Source organism: Pseudorhodoplanes sp., assembly GCF_050250235.1.
GTDB lineage: Bacteria > Pseudomonadota > Alphaproteobacteria > Rhizobiales > Xanthobacteraceae > Pseudorhodoplanes.
This window is the reverse complement of the sequence record NZ_JBFWPA010000075.1, coordinates 14,163-31,780: the sequence shown is the minus strand read 5'-3', so window position 1 is coordinate 31,780 and position 17,618 is coordinate 14,163. Positions and strand designations below refer to the sequence as shown.

General features: G+C 63.0%; 16 protein-coding genes. 9 read left to right on the top strand and 7 right to left on the bottom strand.

The features are described from left to right. Window positions 1–512: 512 nt before the first annotated feature. Window positions 513–1,436, top strand: coding sequence for an ABC transporter ATP-binding protein (locus AB7F49_RS25630; RefSeq protein ID WP_428527665.1), 924 nt, complete (start codon window positions 513–515; stop codon window positions 1,434–1,436). After that, entirely contained in the window at window positions 1,433–2,194 is a 762-nt protein-coding gene (locus AB7F49_RS25625; protein ID WP_428527659.1) for an ABC transporter permease, read from the top strand. The genes AB7F49_RS25630 and AB7F49_RS25625 overlap by 4 nt, the downstream gene beginning before the upstream one ends. Before the next feature lie 93 nt (window positions 2,195–2,287). On the opposite strand, the gene AB7F49_RS25620 is transcribed toward AB7F49_RS25625, so the two are convergent. The 6 genes from AB7F49_RS25620 to AB7F49_RS25595 all read right to left on the bottom strand — a co-directional run bounded on the left by AB7F49_RS25620 (window position 2,288) and on the right by AB7F49_RS25595 (window position 8,266). Next, complete coding sequence (locus AB7F49_RS25620; RefSeq protein ID WP_428527657.1) at window positions 2,288–3,172, bottom strand: SAM-dependent methyltransferase; 885 nt, start codon at window positions 3,170–3,172, stop codon at window positions 2,288–2,290. 20 nt (window positions 3,173–3,192) lie between these two features. Beyond that, window positions 3,193–4,035 (bottom strand): SAM-dependent methyltransferase, encoded by an 843-nt coding sequence (locus AB7F49_RS25615; protein WP_428527655.1) that lies wholly within the window; start codon window positions 4,033–4,035, stop codon window positions 3,193–3,195. Next, window positions 4,032–5,759: a class I SAM-dependent methyltransferase gene (locus tag AB7F49_RS25610; RefSeq protein WP_428527653.1), complete on the bottom strand. Its 1,728-nt coding sequence runs from the start codon at window positions 5,757–5,759 to the stop codon at window positions 4,032–4,034. The genes AB7F49_RS25615 and AB7F49_RS25610 overlap by 4 nt, the downstream gene beginning before the upstream one ends. Window positions 5,760–5,782: 23 nt before the next feature. Next, complete coding sequence (locus AB7F49_RS25605; protein ID WP_428527651.1) at window positions 5,783–6,607, bottom strand: SAM-dependent methyltransferase; 825 nt, start codon at window positions 6,605–6,607, stop codon at window positions 5,783–5,785. A gap of 93 nt (window positions 6,608–6,700) precedes the next feature. Beyond that, the gene (locus AB7F49_RS25600; protein WP_428527649.1) at window positions 6,701–7,396 is read right to left on the bottom strand and encodes an SDR family NAD(P)-dependent oxidoreductase; all 696 of its coding nucleotides are present in this window, start codon (window positions 7,394–7,396) and stop codon (window positions 6,701–6,703) included. 3 nt (window positions 7,397–7,399) lie between these two features. After that, window positions 7,400–8,266 carry a type 1 glutamine amidotransferase gene (locus AB7F49_RS25595; protein ID WP_428527647.1) on the bottom strand — a complete coding sequence of 289 codons (867 nt, stop codon included), beginning with the start codon at window positions 8,264–8,266 and terminating at the stop codon, window positions 7,400–7,402. Between the two features lie 76 nt (window positions 8,267–8,342). On the opposite strand from AB7F49_RS25595, the gene AB7F49_RS25590 reads away from it, so the two are divergent. The 6 genes from AB7F49_RS25590 (at window position 8,343) to AB7F49_RS25565 (ending at window position 15,375) form a co-directional block, all read left to right on the top strand. Continuing rightward, entirely contained in the window at window positions 8,343–9,899 is a 1,557-nt protein-coding gene (locus AB7F49_RS25590; RefSeq protein ID WP_428527645.1) for a glycerol-3-phosphate dehydrogenase, read from the top strand. A 164-nt stretch (window positions 9,900–10,063) separates the two neighbouring features. Next, window positions 10,064–11,542 (top strand): glycerol kinase GlpK, encoded by a 1,479-nt coding sequence (gene glpK / locus AB7F49_RS25585; RefSeq protein ID WP_428527643.1) that lies wholly within the window; start codon window positions 10,064–10,066, stop codon window positions 11,540–11,542. Window positions 11,543–11,650: 108 nt separating this feature from the next. Beyond that, window positions 11,651–12,178, top strand: coding sequence for a response regulator (locus tag AB7F49_RS25580; RefSeq protein ID WP_428527641.1), 528 nt, complete (start codon window positions 11,651–11,653; stop codon window positions 12,176–12,178). Between the two features lie 335 nt (window positions 12,179–12,513). After that, window positions 12,514–13,638, top strand: coding sequence for an ABC transporter ATP-binding protein (locus AB7F49_RS25575; RefSeq protein WP_428527639.1), 1,125 nt, complete (start codon window positions 12,514–12,516; stop codon window positions 13,636–13,638). A gap of 4 nt (window positions 13,639–13,642) precedes the next feature. After that, complete coding sequence (locus tag AB7F49_RS25570) at window positions 13,643–14,557, top strand: ABC transporter permease (RefSeq protein WP_428527637.1); 915 nt, start codon at window positions 13,643–13,645, stop codon at window positions 14,555–14,557. Window positions 14,558–14,559: 2 nt separating this feature from the next. Beyond that, window positions 14,560–15,375: an ABC transporter permease gene (locus AB7F49_RS25565; protein WP_428527663.1), complete on the top strand. Its 816-nt coding sequence runs from the start codon at window positions 14,560–14,562 to the stop codon at window positions 15,373–15,375. Between the two features lie 3 nt (window positions 15,376–15,378). On the opposite strand, the gene AB7F49_RS25560 is transcribed toward AB7F49_RS25565, so the two are convergent. Beyond that, complete coding sequence (locus AB7F49_RS25560; protein ID WP_428527635.1) at window positions 15,379–16,314, bottom strand: helix-turn-helix domain-containing protein; 936 nt, start codon at window positions 16,312–16,314, stop codon at window positions 15,379–15,381. A 203-nt stretch (window positions 16,315–16,517) separates the two neighbouring features. Here AB7F49_RS25560 and AB7F49_RS25555 point away from each other — a divergent pair, with 203 nt between their 5' ends. After that, the gene (locus AB7F49_RS25555) at window positions 16,518–17,582 is read left to right on the top strand and encodes a carbon-nitrogen hydrolase family protein (RefSeq protein ID WP_428527634.1); all 1,065 of its coding nucleotides are present in this window, start codon (window positions 16,518–16,520) and stop codon (window positions 17,580–17,582) included. Window positions 17,583–17,618: the final 36 nt, after the last annotated feature.

The window sequence follows — 17,618 nt, the reverse complement described above, 5'->3', positions numbered from 1 at the left end:
ACTTCTTCCAGCGTCTCGGTTATGAGCGCAATCCGATCGCCGTCCGCACCCGAGTGGTCGAGAAACTGATCGCGGACACCGACGCCGTCATGGACAAAAGGAGCGCGTCCGAAGGCGCCAGGGACCTTGCGCGTCTGATGGAATAGTCGGGTCGGTCGCTCCGGCGCGCGTGCGGGGGGCTCGCACGCCTCATCCATGACAGCCACCGTGGATTGCAGATTGCGGGTCCCGGCCACGTCGGTGCCGGCGGATCGACCGGCAACCCTGTTGCGGGCCTCCCATGCACTGACTAGATGCCTGCGGCTGCGCAATTCTGCTAGTGGTCCAATTCTGACATCCGCATCCCTCCTCGGCAGGCTCTTTTGCGAATGTTGGAATCAAAGGACCAAGACAAGTATTGGATTCTAGTGGAGCTTCGGATTTGACATTCGCTTTGCGAGCCGCCGCCAGGCGGGTAGCGAATGTCAAATCCGTTCCGCCAGACCGTCCGCCCGCTCGAACCGGCCCCCCACATGCTCCCCGTGATCTCGATCCAGAATCTGTCCAAGACCTACGCCACGGGCTTCCAGGCGCTGAAACGCATATCGCTCGACATCTATGCAGGCGAGATTTTCGCGCTGCTCGGTCCGAACGGCGCCGGCAAGACCACGCTGATCGGCATCGTCTGCGGTATCGTCAACGCCAGCGAAGGCAAGGTCACGGTCGGAGGCCATGATATCGTCGAGGATTTCCGCGCGGCGCGCGCGTTGATCGGCCTGGTTCCGCAGGAGTTGCACACCGATTCCTTCGAGACGGTCTGGGCCACGGTCAGCTTCAGCCGCGGGCTGTTCGGCAAGCCGAAAAACCCGGCCCATATCGAGACGATCCTCAGGTCGCTGTCGCTGTGGGACAAGAAGGACGCAAAGATCATGACCTTGTCCGGCGGCATGAAGCGCCGCGTCATGATCGCGAAGGCGCTGTCGCACGAGCCGCGCATCCTGTTTCTCGACGAGCCGACCGCGGGCGTCGATGTCGCGCTGCGCAAGGACATGTGGCAGGTGGTGCGCGATCTGCGTTCCTCCGGAGTCACCATCATCCTCACGACCCACTATATCGAGGAGGCCGAAGACATGGCCGACCGCGTCGGCGTGATCTCCAAGGGCGAGATCGTGCTGGTGGAGGACAAAGCCGAACTGATGCGCAAGCTCGGCAAGAAGAAGCTGACGGTTCAGCTGCAAAGGCCGCTCGATGCGGTGCCGGCCGACCTCGCGAAATACGGGCTGGCGCTGATGAATGACGGCACCGAACTGGTCTATGCCTACGACACCAAGGGCGAGCGCACCGGGATTACCGCTTTGCTATCGGACCTCAACGCCGCGAATATCCGGTTTCGGGATCTGCAGACCGAGCAATCCTCGCTCGAGGACATTTTCGTCGGACTGGTGGAGCGCAAATGAACTGGCGGGCGATTCTCGCAATCTACAAGTTCGAAATGGCGCGCACCTGGCGGACTCCGCTCGGCAGCATTCTCTCGCCGGTGATCTCGACCTCGCTGTATTTCGTGGTGTTCGGCGCCGCCATCGGTTCGCGCATCCAGGAAGTCAACGGCGTCGATTATGGCGCGTTCATCGTGCCCGGCCTGATCATGATGATGCTGCTGACGCAGAGCGTGATGAACGCGTCCTTCGGAATCTATTTCCCGCGCTTTGTCGGCACGATCTATGAAATCCTGTCGGCACCGGTGTCGTTTGTCGAGATCGTGGTCGGCTATGTCGGCGCGGCAGCCACCAAGTCGATCATGCTCGGCGTCATCGTGCTGCTCACGGCGGGCTTCTTCGTCCCGCTGCAGGTCGCGCACCCGCTCTGGATGGTATCGTTCCTGGTGCTGACGGCGGTGACGTTCAGTCTGCTCGGCTTCATCATCGGCATCTGGGCCGACGGCTTCGAAAAGCTGCAGGTGGTGCCGCTGCTCATTATCACGCCGCTCACCTTTCTCGGAGGCAGCTTCTACTCGATCGACGTGCTGCCGCCGTTCTGGCAGACCGTCAGCCTTTTCAACCCGGTGGTCTACCTGATCAGCGGCTTTCGCTGGAGCTTCTTCGAAATCTCCGACGTCAGCGTCGCGATCAGCCTGTCGATGACGGTGGTGTTTCTCGTCATGTGCCTGATCACGGTGTGGTGGATTTTCCGCACTGGCTACAGGCTCAAGAATTGAGCTTCCGTTTCGTGTCCCGGGAGCAGCGCATCGCAAGACGATGCGCTGCAGATCGGAGACCTTGCATGCGTCTTTTCGCGGCGCTGCATCGGCTCATTTCGGCGCGCTTTCCGGCTGCGCCGCGCCCGGGACAGAAGGACGCAGCGCCATCGCGGTTGCGGTCCACTCGGTTTCCTTGCCGCCGGTATTGGCCTTGCCGGTGATCGCCTTGTCGGTGACCGTGCCGGTGTAGCGGGTGCCGCCGGCGGTGAAGGCGATCTGATCGCCGGTCAGCTTGCCGTCGGTGATCGGCGCGATCACGTTGCCGTTCTTCAGAGTGCCCTTGACGTCCTGATAGGTCTGTTCGAGCGTCAGCTCGCCCTCCGGCGTCTTCCACTTGCCCTGCACCTTGGCCGGCACGATCCAGAAATAAGCGGTGCAATGCGAGGTGCAGCCGCCGTTGCCGTTCAGCGAAACGGTCTCGTCCGCGCGCCAGTCGCCCATGTCGAACGAGTTGGAGACAACGCGGGTGCCCGGCTTCATGTCCAGCAATTTGGGGCGGAGCTTGACGTTGAGGGACGGCAGCAGAAACATCGTGATGACGGTGGCCCTGGAGAAGTCGCTCTCGAAAATGTCCGCCTTTTCGAACGTCGCCTTCGCCGCCACGCCTTCCTTCTCGGCGTTCTTTTTCGATAATTCGACCATGTTCGGGTTGTATTCGATGCCGTGGGCGGTGGCGCCGCGCTTTGCCGCGGTGATGACGGTTCGGCCATCGCCCGACCCCAGATCGATGACGTAATCGGCCGCCGTCACCTTGGCCATGTCGAGCATCCTGTCGACCAGCCGCTGGTTGGTCGGAACCCAGACGACGTCCTTGCCGCTCTGCCCGACCTTCGGTTCGAATGCCGGCGCGGGCTGTGCGACCGCGCAACTAACCGCCAGCGCCAGCGAGACGCAGGAGCCCGAAACCAGCCGGATGGAATGGTTCAACGCGTGCATTGCCGTCTCCTTCATCGCGGTCAATTGCCGCGTCTGGCCTGCCATGGTGCACCGGATTTGGTGGTGCCTTCAATGATGTCGCCGCGCACCCTGCCGGAATAGGCAACGCCGTCCGCGACGAATGTCAGTTCGTCCGCCGCAAGCCGTCCATCGCTGACCGGTGTTACGGCAACGCCGCTCGTGATCGAGCCGGCGAAGGTCTGGAATTGCTGCTTCAGGGACATCCTGCCGGCGACCCCGTCCGCGGTGATCGTCCACTCGCCGTCGACCTTCGCGGGCACGATCCACAGCAACGCCCTGCAGAAGAAAAAGTCGCACTCCTCCCGAAGCGACTTCACCTCGTCCGGCAGCCAGCCGCCCATCTCGAAGGTGTTCGAGACCACGCGGGTGCCCGGTTTCATATTGAGGATGGACGGACGCAGCTTGATATTGAGATCGGGGAGCAGGAACAGGACCACGACGGTCGCGTCCGAGAAGTCGGTGGCGAACATGTCCGCACGCTCGAACACAGCCCTGCCGCCCACGCCTTCCTTCTCGGCGCTCGCTTTCGAAATCGCCACCAGGTTGGCGTCATATTCGATGCCGCGCGCCAGCGCGCCACGTTTCGCCGCGGCGATCACGGCGCGCCCGTCGCCGGAGCCGAGATCGACCACCCTGTCGCTTGCGGTGACCTTCGCGAGGTCGAGCATCATCTCGATCAGGGCGCCCGGTGTCGGCACCCAGATCGCGTCCTTGCCCGGCTGGCCGACCAGCGGCCTGGCCGGCTTCTGCGCCGGCTGAGCCTGAACCGGACAAAGCGTGATGCATGCGGCCAGGCATGCCGCCGCCACGACACCTACGGCGCCGGGCAGCTTCACGCTCACCCGCGCCTCGCGTTCCAGGTACCGCCGGACTTTGTGGCGCCATTGATCCTGCGGCCATTCACCGTGCCGGTATATTCGGTGCCGCCCGCCGTGAAGGTGATCTCGTTGCCGTTCAGTTTTCCGTCGGTGATCGGCGTGACCACCTTGCCGCGCCGCATGGTGCCGGTGAAGGTCTGGAATTTCTGCTTGAACGTGATCACGTCGCGGCCCATTCGCCATCGTCCTTCGACCCTTGCCGGCACGATCCAGAGCAGCGCCTTGCAATAGGACTGGCAATTGTCCTCGACTTCGGCCACTTGGTCGGGCTCCCAGTCGCCCATCTCGAAGGTGTTGGACACCACCCGCGTTCCGGGCTTCATCCGCAGGATGGTCGGACGCAGTCGCTCGTTCAGTTCCGGAAGCAGGAACAGCGTCAGCACGTCGGCATTCGAGAAGTTGGTCTTGAAGATATCGGCGCGGCGGAAAGTCGCCTTGTTGGCGACACCGGCCTTCTTGGCGTTGAATTGCGACAGTTCGACCATTTTCGGATTGTATTCGATGCCGAGCGCGGTGGCGCCGCGTTGCGCCGCCGTGATGACCGTGCGGCCATCACCGGAGCCGAGGTCGATGAGCCGATCCTTGGGCGTAAGCTTGGCGAGATCGAGCATCTTGTTGACCAGCGCATTTGCGGTCGGCCACCAGACGACGTCCTTGCCGTCCTGGCTGACCTGTGGCTCGAAGGGCGGCTTTTCGGCGCTTGCCGCCTTGTCGTTCGGCGCCGCGGGCGCCGCGTCGGCCGCCGGCGTCTTCGGCGCTTCCGGGGTGGCCGCTTTCGGGGCAGGTTTCTCTGCAGCGGGCGCCGGCGGTGCAGGTTGCGCGGCGGGAGCTTGTGCAGCAGGAGCTTGTGCGACCGCGCCGCGCTTGGCCTGCCACGTATCGCCGGACTTGGTTGTCCCGGCGATGGTCTCGCCATCGACCTTGCCGGTATACTCAATACCGGCGGCGGTGAAGGTGATCTGGTCTCCCTTCAGGTTCCCGCCGGTGACCGGTGTGATGACATTGCCGTCAGCGATCGTGCCGGTGAAGCTCTGGTATTGCTGCTTGAGCGTCAGGGCGCTGGAATTTGCGCCGCGTTCGATCGTCCAGGTACCGTCGACCTTGGCCGGTACGATCCAGAGCAACGCACGGCAATAACCCGTGCAATTCTCGGTCACCTCGGCCCGCTCGTCCGGTTGCCAGTCGCCCATCGAGAACGAGTTCGAAACCACGCGCGTTCCCGGCTTCATGTCGAGGATGGTCGGGCGCAGCTTTTCGTTGAGGTTCGGCAGCAGGAACAGCGTGATTACGTTGGCCTTGGAAAAGTCGGTCTGGAAAATGTCGCCCTCGATGAAGGTCGCCTTGTCGCCGACACCCTCCTTCGCGGCATTGGCGCGCGACAATTCGACCATCTTCGGATTGAATTCGACACCGAATGCGGTGGCCCCGCGCTTTGCCGCCGTGATCACGGTGCGGCCGTCGCCGGAGCCGAGATCAAAGTGAATCTCGTTCGGCGCGAGCTTCGCCATATCGAGCATTCTGTCGACCAGGGCCTGCGGCGTGGGCACCCACACCACGTCCTTGCCCTGCTGACCGACGGTCGGCTCGAAAGGTTTTTCCGCCGGCTGCGAGACGGCGGCATTCAGCGCGATTGCAACCGCAAGCGATGAGATTGCCGCGAGGCGCGCGGCATGCGTCGTGAGCTTCATTTGATGCTTCCCTTTTCTTGCGGTCAGGCGCCGCGCTTGGCCTGCCACTTGTCGCCGGTTGCGGTCGTGCCCTCGATCGTCGAGCCGTTGACCTTTCCGGTATATGCCTTGCCCGCGGCGGTGAAGGTGATTTCGTCTCCCTTCAGCTTGCCGTTCGCGATCGGCGTGATCACATTGCCGTTCTTGAGGGTGCCGGTGAAATTCTGGAAGCTTTGCTTGAACGTGAGTTCGCCGTTGTCCATGGTCCAGGCACCGTCCACCTTGGCCGGCACGATCCAGAAAAAGGCCTTGCAGAACGAACTGCATCCCTCGGATACGACCGCTTCCTCATCGGCCTTCCAGTCGCCCATGTCGAAGCTGTTGGAAACCACGCGGGTGCCGGGTTTCATGTCCAGGATGGTCGGCCGCAATTGCGCGTTCAGCCTGGTGAGCAGGAACATCGTGACGACGTCGGCATTCGAGAAATCGGTCTTGAAGATATCGGCATTCTCGAAGGTGGCCTTGTCCGCCACGCCTTCCTTCTCGGCATTGAATTTCGACAGCTCGACCATTTTCGGATTGAACTCGATGCCGCGGGCGGTTGCGCCGCGCTTCGCGGCGGTGATGACGGTGCGTCCGTCGCCCGAACCAAGATCGACGACTGTGTCGGCCGCCGTCACCTTGGCCATGTCGAGCATCTTGTCGACCAGCGCCTGCGGTGTCGGCACCCAGATCACATCCTTGCCGTCCTGACCGACCGTCGGCTCGAACGGCTTCTGAGCCGGTTGCGCGAGAGCGACCGTCATCGCAACGGCCGCGGACACGCAGGACACCATCGCGGTGCGCGAAATGAAGGTCAGCACGTTCATACAAACTCTCCAGGGGATTTAGATCGCTCCGCGGCAATTCCACGGCGCGGTGTTGGGAAACTGATGCCGGATCATACTGGCCCGGTCCTGCGGTTACGAGCGTCCGTAGACGGGAACGATAGCCCCTCGCGTGACCGTGTTTTCAGGTGATGCAAGGAACAGGATGGTCTGCGCCACCTGCTCGACTTTGGGCCAAAGGGCATGATCGGCTTTCGGCATTGATTTGCGGTTTGCGGGCGTGTCCATGATCGAAGGGGCGACCGCATTCACGAGAACCCCGTCCCGCGCGACTTCTTCCGCGAGCGCCATGGTGAGCGCGGCCACGCCGGATTTGGCGATTGTATAGGCGGTCATGCCGGCGCCCAATCGCGGTTCCAGCGCCGGGCGCGCGGCGACATTGACGATGCGGCCACCGTCCGCGCCCATGGCCTTCAGCGCGGCCCGGCAGCACAGGAAGCAGCTCACGAGATTGGTGTCCAACTGGTCCATCAGGCCGGACTTGCCGGTGTTCCCGAGCTTCGCCGCCGCGAAGCCCCCGGCCAGATGGATCGAAGCCCAGATCCGGCCCAATCCGGAATAGAGCGAATCGGTCTGATCCTGGTCGGCCAGTTCGATGGCGGGATAAAGCTTGACCCGGTCGTCACCGCGATAGGGAAAGGCGTTGATGCTGTCCTTCGAATGACAGGGGATGTGACAGAAAGCACCCCGATCCAGCAAGGCTGCGGTCACCGCCGTTCCGAGCGCTCCGGTCCCGCCGGTCACAACCACATGACGGTCCCGGAAATCCAAGCGCTACTCCCGGCCGCGCTGGCTGCGGGTCGGCAGCACCTGATGATGAATCCAGTTTCGCACCTCGCGGGTGCGGATACTCTTGTCGAGAACGGTTGCGTCGAGGCCGAGCCGCCAGGCGCGCGGTTTGTCGGTCGGCTTTTCGTGCAGCACGGCGACGGTCTCCGCGTAGCTGTTCAACTCGTCATGGTCGTTGAAGAATCTTTCCTCGATCAGCCGCTTGCCGTGGCGGCGGAAGCTCGCGGCGATGTCGGCCAGCGAATATTCCGGATGATATTGCACGCCCCAGGCGGTGCAGCCATTGACCTTCACTTCCGCCGCCTGCACGGCTGAAAACGCGTTCAGCGCCAGCACCTGCATGTTCGGCGCGAGCGTCTCGACCTCATCGAGATGGATCGTCACGGCGTCGAACACCTCATCCTTGCCGGCAAAGACCGGATGACCGCGCCCCGGGGCGGTGAGGCGGATGCGGCGCCCGAAGCCGATTTCGCGCCCCTTCGGATTGCGCCGAACGCTGCCGCCCGCCGCGGTGGTGATGACCTGCAGGCCCCAGCAGCTCCCGAACAGGGGTGTCGATGAATCGAACACCGCCCGTGCCAGTTCGATCTGCGGGTCGATATGCGGGCCGCGGTCATAGACGTGCAGGGCAGAGCCCGTAATCACGACGCCGTCATAGGATTCGAGGCCGGCGCTGTCCGGCAGATTGGCTCCGGGGTCGGCAGGGTAGCAGATGTCCACCGCGGCCTGCGGCAGGAATTCGCGCAGAAGTCCCGCATAACCCTCGCTCGGCGCCTCGCCGCCGGCCGCCTTGAGAAGGCTGCGTCCGTCGGCGGTGTTTCCCTCGATCACGAGCAGGCGGGGGGCAGGCATTGCAAATCCGTCGGGCCGCCTGCCTGGGGGCAGGCCGTTCATTTATATAGGGATTTGCGGCCATTTTGCGAGAGTGATGCTTGGCGCGTGCGGTTCTGCGCGTCATTCTGGCGGGTGGGGAGGAAACAGACCGGTGGCGGACTTCGATCTTGCCATTATCGGTGGTGGCATCAATGGCGCGGGCCTCGCCCGCGACGCGGCCGGTCGCGGCTTGCGGGTCCTGCTCGTTGAACAGGGCGATCTCGCCTCGGGCACCTCCTCGGCGTCCACCAAGCTGATCCATGGCGGTCTGCGCTATCTGGAACACGGCGCCTTTCTTCTGGTGCGCGAAGCCCTGAAGGAACGCGAAATCCTTCTGCGCAATGCGCCGCACATCATCCGGCCGCTGCGCTTTCTGCTTCCCCCGTTGCCGCAGATGCGATCGCCGGTGCTGCTGCGGCTTGGCCTGTTCATCTACGACCATCTCGGCGGACGCAAGATTCTGCCGCCCACACGCACCGTCGATCTGACCCACAACGTCCTCGGCACACCGTTGAAGCGGACCTACAAGTTCGGATTCCTTTATTCGGATTGCTGGGTAGACGACGCGCGTCTGGTGATCCTCAACGCGCTCGATGCCGCCGAACGAGGTGCCACCATTCGCACACGCACCAAATGCGTGCGGGCGGAACGTTCCGAGGAATGGCGACTGATCCTGAATACGAGCGGCCGGCGGGACGTGGTTACCGCGCGGGCATTGGTGAACGCAACCGGCCCCTGGGTCGGGCTTGTCGCCGAAACGGTGATCCGGATGCCGGAGCCTGCCCGCGTGCGCCTGGTCAAGGGCAGCCACATCGTGGTGAAGCGGCTGTTCGATCACGATACCGGATACATTTTCCAGAATCCGGATCGCCGCGTGGTGTTCGCGCTGCCTTATGAGGGCGACTACACGCTGATCGGGACCACCGACGAGAATTATCAGGGCGATCCGGCCGGGGTTGCTCCGTCCGGCGCTGAAATCGCCTATCTGTGCGACACCGCCTCGCGCTATTTTCGCGGCACGGTCGCGCCGAGCGATATCGTGTATGCCTTTGCCGGTGTACGGGCGCTCTATGACGACGGCTCGAAAAGACCGGAAGACGTGACCCGCGACTATCATCTCGCCTTCGACAAGGGCTTCGGGCAGGCTCCGCTGCTCTCGGTCTATGGCGGCAAGATCACCACCTATCGAAGGCTCGCCGAGGCGGCGATGAAACTGTTCGGAAATGTGTTCGCGCCGAACCGGCCCTGGACCGCGCGCGTTCCGCTGCCGGGGGGCAATTTTCCCTATAACGGTGTCGACGCACAGGTCGCCCAGGCCCGCCGCTCCTGGCCGTTTCTGGAGGAAAAGCACGCCGTGCGGCTGGTGCGCGCCTATGGTACGCGGATCGGCGATGTCCTTGGTGAAGCCGACAGCTACGCAGCGCTCGGCATCCGCTTTGGCGCCGATCTCACCGAGGCCGAGGTCCGCTATCTGATGGCCAGGGAATGGGCCCTCGAGGCCGATGACGTGCTGTGGCGCCGCAGCAAGCTCGGCCTGCAATTCTCGGAGGTCGAACGGGCGGCGTTGCAACGCTTCATGGCGCCGCTGCCCGCGCTGAGACTTGTGACATAGTGGAGCGGATTTGACATTCGCTACCCACCCGGTTGCGGGCTCGTAAAGCGAATGTCAAATCCAAAGCTCCACTGGAATCCAATACTTGCTAGTGGTCCTTTGATGCTAACATTCGCCATAGAGCCTGCCGAGAACGGATGCGAATGTTAGCATCGGACCACTAGATGGCCATTCTCGCGATCGACCAGGGCACGACCTCGACGCGGGCCATCGTGTTCGACGCGGCGCTGCGTCCACTGGCGACCGCGCAGCAGGAATTCCGCCAGATTTATCCAGCGCCCGGACAGGTCGAACACGATCCGGATGAAATCTGGGCCGGGGTCGAGGCCACGGCGAGGGAAGCGCTGGCGCGTGCCGGACTCGGGGCCGCCGATATCGCCGCGATCGGTATCACCAACCAGCGCGAGACCACACTGGTCTGGGACCGGGTCACCGGCAAGCCGATCCACAACGCCATCGTCTGGCAGGACCGGCGCACCGAGACCATCTGCGCGGACTTGCGCGACAGCGGCCTGGAACCGGCCGTCGCGGCGAAGACCGGGCTGGTGCTCGATCCCTATTTTTCGGCGACCAAGATCGCCTGGCTGCTCGATCATGTCGCGGGTGCGCGGGAGGCTGCGGAAGCCGGACAACTGGCGTTCGGGACCGTCGACAGCTACCTGATGTGGCGCATGACCGGTGGGCGCGTGCACGCCACCGACGCCACCAATGCCGCGCGCACCCTGTTGCTCGATATCCGCACCGGACAATGGGACCCGGAGCTTGCCGAGCTGTTCCGCGTTCCGCTCGCGCTGCTGCCGGACGTGAGGGATTGTAGCGCCGATTACGGGATGACCGCGATGTTCGGCGGTGCAATCGCGATTCGCGGCGTTGCCGGCGACCAGCAGGCGGCGACGGTCGGGCAGGGCTGTTTCACGCCGGGCATGATGAAATCGACCTACGGCACCGGCTGTTTCGCGCTGCTCAACACCGGCGCAAGCCCGGTGGCTTCGCGCAACCGGCTGCTGACCACGATCGCCTATCAGATCGGAGGCAGGCGAAGCTATGCGCTGGAAGGCGCGATTTTCGTCGCCGGCGCCGCGGTACAATGGCTGCGCGATGGATTGAATCTGATGGCTTCGGCTTCCGAAACCGATGCGCTTGCCGCGCGCGCCGATCCGGCGGAGCAGGTCTATCTGGTGCCGGCCTTTGTCGGGCTCGGGGCGCCCTATTGGGATGCGCAGGCGCGCGGCGCCATGTTCGGGCTGACCCGCAATTCCGGAGCCGCCGAATTCGCCCGCGCCGCGCTGGAGGCGGTCGGCTACCAGACCCGCGACCTGATCGAGGCCATGCATGCCGACTGGCCGGGCGCCGCCGGCACGGTGCTGCGGGTCGACGGCGGCATGGCGGCCAGCGACATGGCCATGCAGTTTCTGGCAGATATTTTGAACGCGCCGGTCGATCGCCCAAGAATCATGGAAACGACGGCGATGGGCGCGGCGTATCTGGCAGGTCTGTCGGCGGGGCTCTGCCCGGATTTCGACGACTTCGCCGCAAGCTGGCGGAGCGAACGACGCTTCGAGCCACGCATGGATTCCGCGACACGTGATCGCAAATGGCAGGGCTGGCGCGACGCGGTCAGTCGCACCTTAACCCGGCGTTGACCAGACGGATCCTGAGGCGGCTGCGATCGTTCAAATTGTAGCTCGCGACTTCAGCCGGTTGAAACCCGCAAATGCTCTCTTAATACGAGGCAAAATGGCGAAGACGCGATGAATCTTGGTCCGGTGACTTCGAGAAACATTCAGGAACTTGTGCAGTCCACGCGCGTACTCGTGGTCGACGACGACTATTACATGCGCAAGGTGATCCGCAGCCTGCTCCAGGCGAACGGAATCAAGACCTTCTACGATGCGGCGGACGGGCTGACGGGACTCGAATCCATCATCACGCTCAATCCGGACGTGGTGATCCTTGACTGGGACATGCCGGACATCAATGGCGCCGAATTCATGCGCATCGTTCGCTCGCCTTTGACCTTTCCGGTGCCGGCGGTCCCGGTCGTGATGCTGACCGGCCATGTCGAGCGAGAGAAGGTGATCGAATCGGTGCGCCTTGGGGTCAACGAGTTTCTCTGCAAGCCGGTTTCCGCCAAGGCGATCTTCGAGCGCATCGTGGCCATCCGGCTCAAGCCACGTGAGATGGTGCGGATCGGCGATTATTATGGCCCCGCGCCGCGCAAGGTCGCGGCAAAGATCGAGGGATTCGCCGATCCCGGCGAGCCAGCCTGGCTGACCTAGTGGAACAGATTTGACATTCGCTACCCACTCGGCCGCGGGCTCGCAAAGCGAATGTCAAATCCAAAGCTCCACTAGAATCCAATACTTGCTAGTGGTCCTTTGATTCTAACATTCGCAAAAGAGCCTGCCGATAAGGGATGCGAATGTTAGAATCGGACCACCAGCCCCCTCCCGCTTTCCGGTCTCGTCGCATCGGCGGACTCGGCGAAGTCCGGTGAACCGCTTCCCCGCAACCGGCCCTGCTCCCTGCGGTCAAGGAAATCTTGAGCCTCCCGAACAAGCCGACTAGCCTCCGCAACCGAGCGGAATCGCCGTCACGGTTCTCGGAATTCGTCATGCCCGACCACCCGGCCGAAGCTTCGGATCGGCCTTCGATCACGACACCAATGGTGCGCTTTTCCGGCGTGACCAGGCGCTTCGGCACCTTCACCGCGGTCGACAACGTTTCTCTCGACGTCGCGCGTGGCGAGTTCTTCGCGCTGCTGGGTCCGTCCGGATGCGGCAAGACCACGCTCTTGCGCATGCTTGCCGGATTCGAGGTCCCCGATCAGGGGCAGGTGCTGCTCGACGGGCAGAACCTGGTCAATGTCCCGCCTCATGAGCGGCCGGTGAACATGATGTTCCAGAGCTATGCGCTGTTTCCGCATCTGACGGTCGCGGGAAATGTCGGTTTCGGGCTGCGTCAGGAGGGCTGGACGAAATCGGCAATTGCGGCCCGCGTCGCCGAAATGCTTGCGCTGGTGAAGCTCGAAACCTTCGGCCATCGCAAGCCGCATCAATTGTCCGGCGGCCAGCGTCAGCGGGTTGCGCTGGCGCGGGCGCTGGCAAAGTCGCCGAAGGCGTTTTTGCTCGACGAACCGCTCGGCGCGCTCGACAAGAAGCTGCGCGATGAAACCCAGTTCGAGCTGATGGGGCTGCAACAGCGGCTCGGGCTCACCTTCATCATCGTCACCCACGACCAGGAGGAGGCGATGACCATGGCGGGACGTATCGGCGTAATGCATGAGGGCCGGCTCGTGCAGGTCGGCACGCCGGCCGAAATCTATGAAGAGCCGAAGAGCCGCTGGGTTGCCGAATTCATCGGCGAAGTGAACCTGTTCGACGGGACGATTTCCGGTCATCACGGTGGACTGGCCTCCGTCGATACCAAAGCGGGGCGGCTTGTGCTGGCGCGCAAGGACGGCATCGAAGACGGCGCGCGCGTGACCGTCGCCGTCCGTCCTGAGAAGATCGAGATCGCGCGCGAACCTGTGCCGAACGCCCTGAATATGCTCCATGGCCAGGTCCTCGATATCGCCTATCTCGGCGATGTTTCGGTCTACAACCTGCGCGACCAGCACGGCATGATTCTGAAAGCCTCTGCCGCCAACAAGGACCGGCGCTCGTCGAGCCTGTTGCATCGCGGGGATGACGCGTGGCTGACTTTTCCTCCCGAGGCCGGCGTCCTGCTCCGGGATTGATGCCATGGCGAGGTCTGCAAAATTCGATCGCTGGTATCGCCGCACCGTGATCGGTATCCCCTATGTGTGGCTGCTGCTGTTTCTGCTGCTGCCGTTCCTGATCGTGCTGCGCATTTCTGTCTCCCAGACCGAGCTGGCGCAGCCACCGTATAGTCCGGTGTTCGATGTTTCGGCCGGCTGGCAGGGCTTGAAGGATTTCGTCGGTGCGCTGTCCCTCGCCAACTTCGAGTTGTTGTTGGGAGACTGGCTGTATGTCTCATCCTACCTGCGCAGCCTGACATTCGCGGCGGTCTCGACCCTGATCCTGCTCGCGATCGGCATTCCGATCGCCTATGGCATGGCGCGTGCTCCGCGAAACCTTCAACCGGTTCTGGTGGTCGCGGTTATCCTGCCGTTCTGGACCGCGTTCCTGATCCGCATCTATGCCTGGATCACGATCCTGCAGCGCGACGGCCTGCTGAACGACGCGCTGATCGCGCTCGGGGTTATTTCAGCTCCGCTGACGTGGCTTGCGACCGACACTGCGATCTTCATCGGCATCGTCTATTCGTATCTGCCGTTCATGGTGCTGCCGCTCTACGCCTCTTTCGAGAAGATGGATGAGACCCTGCTCGAGGCTGCCGCCGATCTCGGCTGTCCGCGATGGAAGGCGTTCTGGCTCGTGACCTTGCCGCTCGCTTTGCCCGGCGTGATCGCCGGCTCGCTTCTTTGCTTCATTCCGGTCGTCGGCGAGTTCGTGATCCCCGATCTGCTCGGCGGTTCCGATGCGCTGTTCATTGGACAAACCTTGTGGACGGAATTCTTCTCCAACAAGGACTGGCCGGTGGCGTCGGCGCTGGCAACCGTATTGCTCGCGATCCTGCTGGTGCCGATCGTGTTCTATCAGGCGGTGCAGATGCGCGCGCTGGAGCGGAGGTGATGATGCACCGCCGAACCTCTGCCTTCAACATCGTGTCGGTCGTGCTTGGTCTTGTCTTTCTCTACGTGCCGATTGCGATCCTGGTCATTTATTCATTCAACGACTCCAAGCTTGTCGCGGTCTGGGGTGGCTGGTCGCTGCGCTGGTATCGCGCGCTGCTGGACGATTCGGCGATCCTTCAGGCAGCCTGGGTCAGCGTTCGCATTGCCTTCATGACCGCCTGCCTCGCGACTATGCTCGGCACCCTTGCCGCGCTTGCGCTTGTGCGCATGGGGCGCTTCCGCGGCCGGCTGCCCTTCTCCGCGATGGTCTATGCACCGATGGTGATGCCGGAAGTGATCATCGGGCTCGCGCTTCTACTTCTGTTCGTCGCCATCGATATCGAGCGCGGCATGATCACCACCACGCTCGCGCATACCACGCTGACGATGTGCTTCGTTACCGTGATCGTTCAGTCGCGGCTGCTGGCCTTCGACTGGAGCCTCGAAGAGGCGGCGATGGATCTCGGTTGCCCACCGTTTCGCGCTTTTCTGACCGTGACGCTGCCGCTCATCCTGCCTGCAGTATTGGCGGGCTTCATGCTGGCATTCACACTGTCGCTGGATGACCTGGTAATTGCGAGCTTCACCACCGGTCCCGGCGCCACCACGCTTCCGATCCGGATATATTCGGAAGTACGGCTGGGTGTGAAACCGGAGATCAACGCCATCTCGACGCTCATGATCGCGTTCGTCGCTATCGTGGTGGTTGCCGCCTCGCTGCTGACGAAGCGCTATGCCGCGACTGAGCGGGGTGAGGCGAGGCGCGAGCCGTCGTAGCGGTCAAGCTTTGCGCAGACACTCCCCCCTCAATTCCCGTGCCGAACATCCGAAGCGCCCGCGGAAGATGCGGCTGAAATGCGCCGCGTCGTTGAATCCCCAGCCGAATGCGATCTCGGTGATGGTGCGGCCGGCAAGGGCCGGGTCGCAGATGTCGCGCTTGGCGCCGTCGAGGCGCTGGTTCCAGATCCAGACATTGAGCGAAATCGGCTCGCCGGAAAAGGCGCGGTAGATCGTGCTGGGCGAAAGCCGCAGATGCGCGGCAATGGCGTTCACCGACAATTGCGGATCGCGCAGATGCCGCAGCGCATAGGCCTTGATCTGGTCGCGGTGATGGGCGGTGAGCTGCGACACCACAGGATCCGCTGCGCCCGGCAGCGAGCACAGCCCCGCGACCAGGATGTTTTCCACGCTTTCGGCGATGGCGGCGACCGAGCCTGCTTCCAGCGTGTCGATGTCGGCAGCAAGCGTGTTGATCATGCCGATCATCAGATGACCGGCGCCGCGGTCACCGCAAACCCTGCGCGCGGTCAGCGTCTCGGTGTCGCGCAATCGTCCGCGCAGAATGGCGCCCGGCAATTGCAGCACATGTTGCTGGAACGGCTCGTCGAAAATCAGTTCGTAGGGACGGGTTGAATCGTAGAGTGCGAAATCGCCGGGCGTCAGCGCTGCTGTGCGGCCGTCCTGCACGATCTTGCCGCTGCCCTTTGTCTGAATGCTGACCAGGAAGTAATCCTCGGTCGCGCGCGAGATCTTCTGCGGTGTCCGCCGGACGCATTGCGGCGAAGACGTCACGAGCGAAAGTCCAAGCGTTGCCAGCTGGTTCGCTTCGATGGTGCCTTGGAATGCGCGGTTTCGCGCGGGCGTATCGCAGTCGAGCTGCACATAGGTGTTGCAGACCGCCTCGATCCAGTAGGAGAGCCGGTCGCGTACTTCCACAGAGTCTGTGGACCAAAGCCTGTGCATGTTCCAAGCGTAGCGTGCGCAACTGCCCTGTCCACGTGAAAAAGCAGGCAGACGTACCGGTGCGTCGCTCAGTCAAGTCCGGCGCGAGCCAGAAACAAGCAAGGCCGTCGGCTTCGCCGTACGGTTCGGACATCCGGGCTCAACGGCCCAACGCCGTCCCAGCGGAGGAGTTTTCGATGTCCGTCAATCATCCGAAATTCAAGGCCGCCGCCGTGCAGGCCGCGCCGGCATTTCTCGATCTCGACAAGACGGTCGACAAGTCGATCGCGCTGATCAAGGAGGCTGCCGGCAACGGAGCCTCGCTGATCGCGTTCCCCGAGACCTTCATTCCCGGCTATCCGTTCTTCATCTGGCTGGATTCCCCGGCCTGGGGCATGCAGTTCATCCAGCGCTACCACGATAATTCGCTGGTCTATGGCTCGCCGCAGGCCGAACGACTCGCCAAGGCCGCAAGAGACAACAACATCATGGTGGTCATGGGCCACAGCGAGAAGCACGGCGGCAGTCTCTATATGGGGCAATGGATCATCGGCGCCGACGGCGAGACCATCGCGATGCGGCGCAAGCTGAAACCAACCCATGTCGAGCGCACCGTGTTCGGAGAGGGCGACGGTTCCGACCTGTCGGTGTTCGAGACGCCACTCGGCCGCGTCGGCGCGTTGTGCTGCTGGGAGCATCTGCAGCCGCTTTCGAAATACGCGATGTATGCGCAAAATGAGCAGGTACATATCGCGTCCTGGCCGAGCTTCTCACTCTATCGCGGCGGCGCCTACGCGCTCGGCCCCGAGGTCAACAACGCGGCTACGCGCATCTATGCGGTCGAGGGCGGCTGTTTCGCGATTGCGCCCTGTGCGGTCGTCTCCAAAGAGATCGTCGACATGCTCTGCACCGACGACATGAAGAAGCAACTCCTGCTGCAGGGCGGCGGCTTTGCGACCATCTATGCACCGGATGGCCAGCTGATGCATGCGCCACTGCCGGAAACCGAGGAAGGGCTGGTCTACGCGGATATCGATCTCGGCATGATCGCGCTTGCCAAGGCCGCGGCCGATCCGGCCGGGCATTATGCGCGGCCGGACGTGACCCGCCTCCTGCTCGACAAGACCCCAGGCGACCGCGTCGTGTCGAAGCGCCGGACCGGCAGCGAAATGACCCGAGGCGGGGCCGATGCGCCGGCAATCTTGGGCGCGCGCAGTGATGCGGTCACGCCGATCAAGGATGAGGGCGAGGAGGCCGCGTGACCTTCCGCCAATCTGCCATTTGTCGAAATCAACACT

Excerpts from the sequence above, each read along its gene's own strand:
- AB7F49_RS25605 (WP_428527651.1), bottom strand. The coding sequence starts at position 6,607 with ATGAACGTGCTGACCTTCATTTCGCGCACCGCGATGGTGTCCTGCGTG.
- AB7F49_RS25610 (WP_428527653.1), bottom strand. The coding sequence starts at position 5,759 with ATGAAGCTCACGACGCATGCCGCGCGCCTCGCGGCAATCTCATCGCTT.
- AB7F49_RS25620 (WP_428527657.1), bottom strand. The coding sequence starts at position 3,172 with ATGCACGCGTTGAACCATTCCATCCGGCTGGTTTCGGGCTCCTGCGTC.
- glpK (WP_428527643.1), top strand. The coding sequence starts at position 10,064 with ATGGCCATTCTCGCGATCGACCAGGGCACGACCTCGACGCGGGCCATC.
- AB7F49_RS25570 (WP_428527637.1), top strand. The coding sequence starts at position 13,643 with ATGGCGAGGTCTGCAAAATTCGATCGCTGGTATCGCCGCACCGTGATC.
- AB7F49_RS25575 (WP_428527639.1), top strand. The coding sequence starts at position 12,514 with ATGCCCGACCACCCGGCCGAAGCTTCGGATCGGCCTTCGATCACGACA.
- AB7F49_RS25625 (WP_428527659.1), top strand. The coding sequence starts at position 1,433 with ATGAACTGGCGGGCGATTCTCGCAATCTACAAGTTCGAAATGGCGCGC.
- AB7F49_RS25580 (WP_428527641.1), top strand. The coding sequence starts at position 11,651 with ATGAATCTTGGTCCGGTGACTTCGAGAAACATTCAGGAACTTGTGCAG.
- AB7F49_RS25555 (WP_428527634.1), top strand. The coding sequence starts at position 16,518 with ATGTCCGTCAATCATCCGAAATTCAAGGCCGCCGCCGTGCAGGCCGCG.
- AB7F49_RS25565 (WP_428527663.1), top strand. The coding sequence starts at position 14,560 with ATGCACCGCCGAACCTCTGCCTTCAACATCGTGTCGGTCGTGCTTGGT.
- AB7F49_RS25590 (WP_428527645.1), top strand. The coding sequence starts at position 8,343 with ATGCTTGGCGCGTGCGGTTCTGCGCGTCATTCTGGCGGGTGGGGAGGA.
- AB7F49_RS25630 (WP_428527665.1), top strand. The coding sequence starts at position 513 with ATGCTCCCCGTGATCTCGATCCAGAATCTGTCCAAGACCTACGCCACG.
- AB7F49_RS25595 (WP_428527647.1), bottom strand. The coding sequence starts at position 8,266 with ATGCCTGCCCCCCGCCTGCTCGTGATCGAGGGAAACACCGCCGACGGA.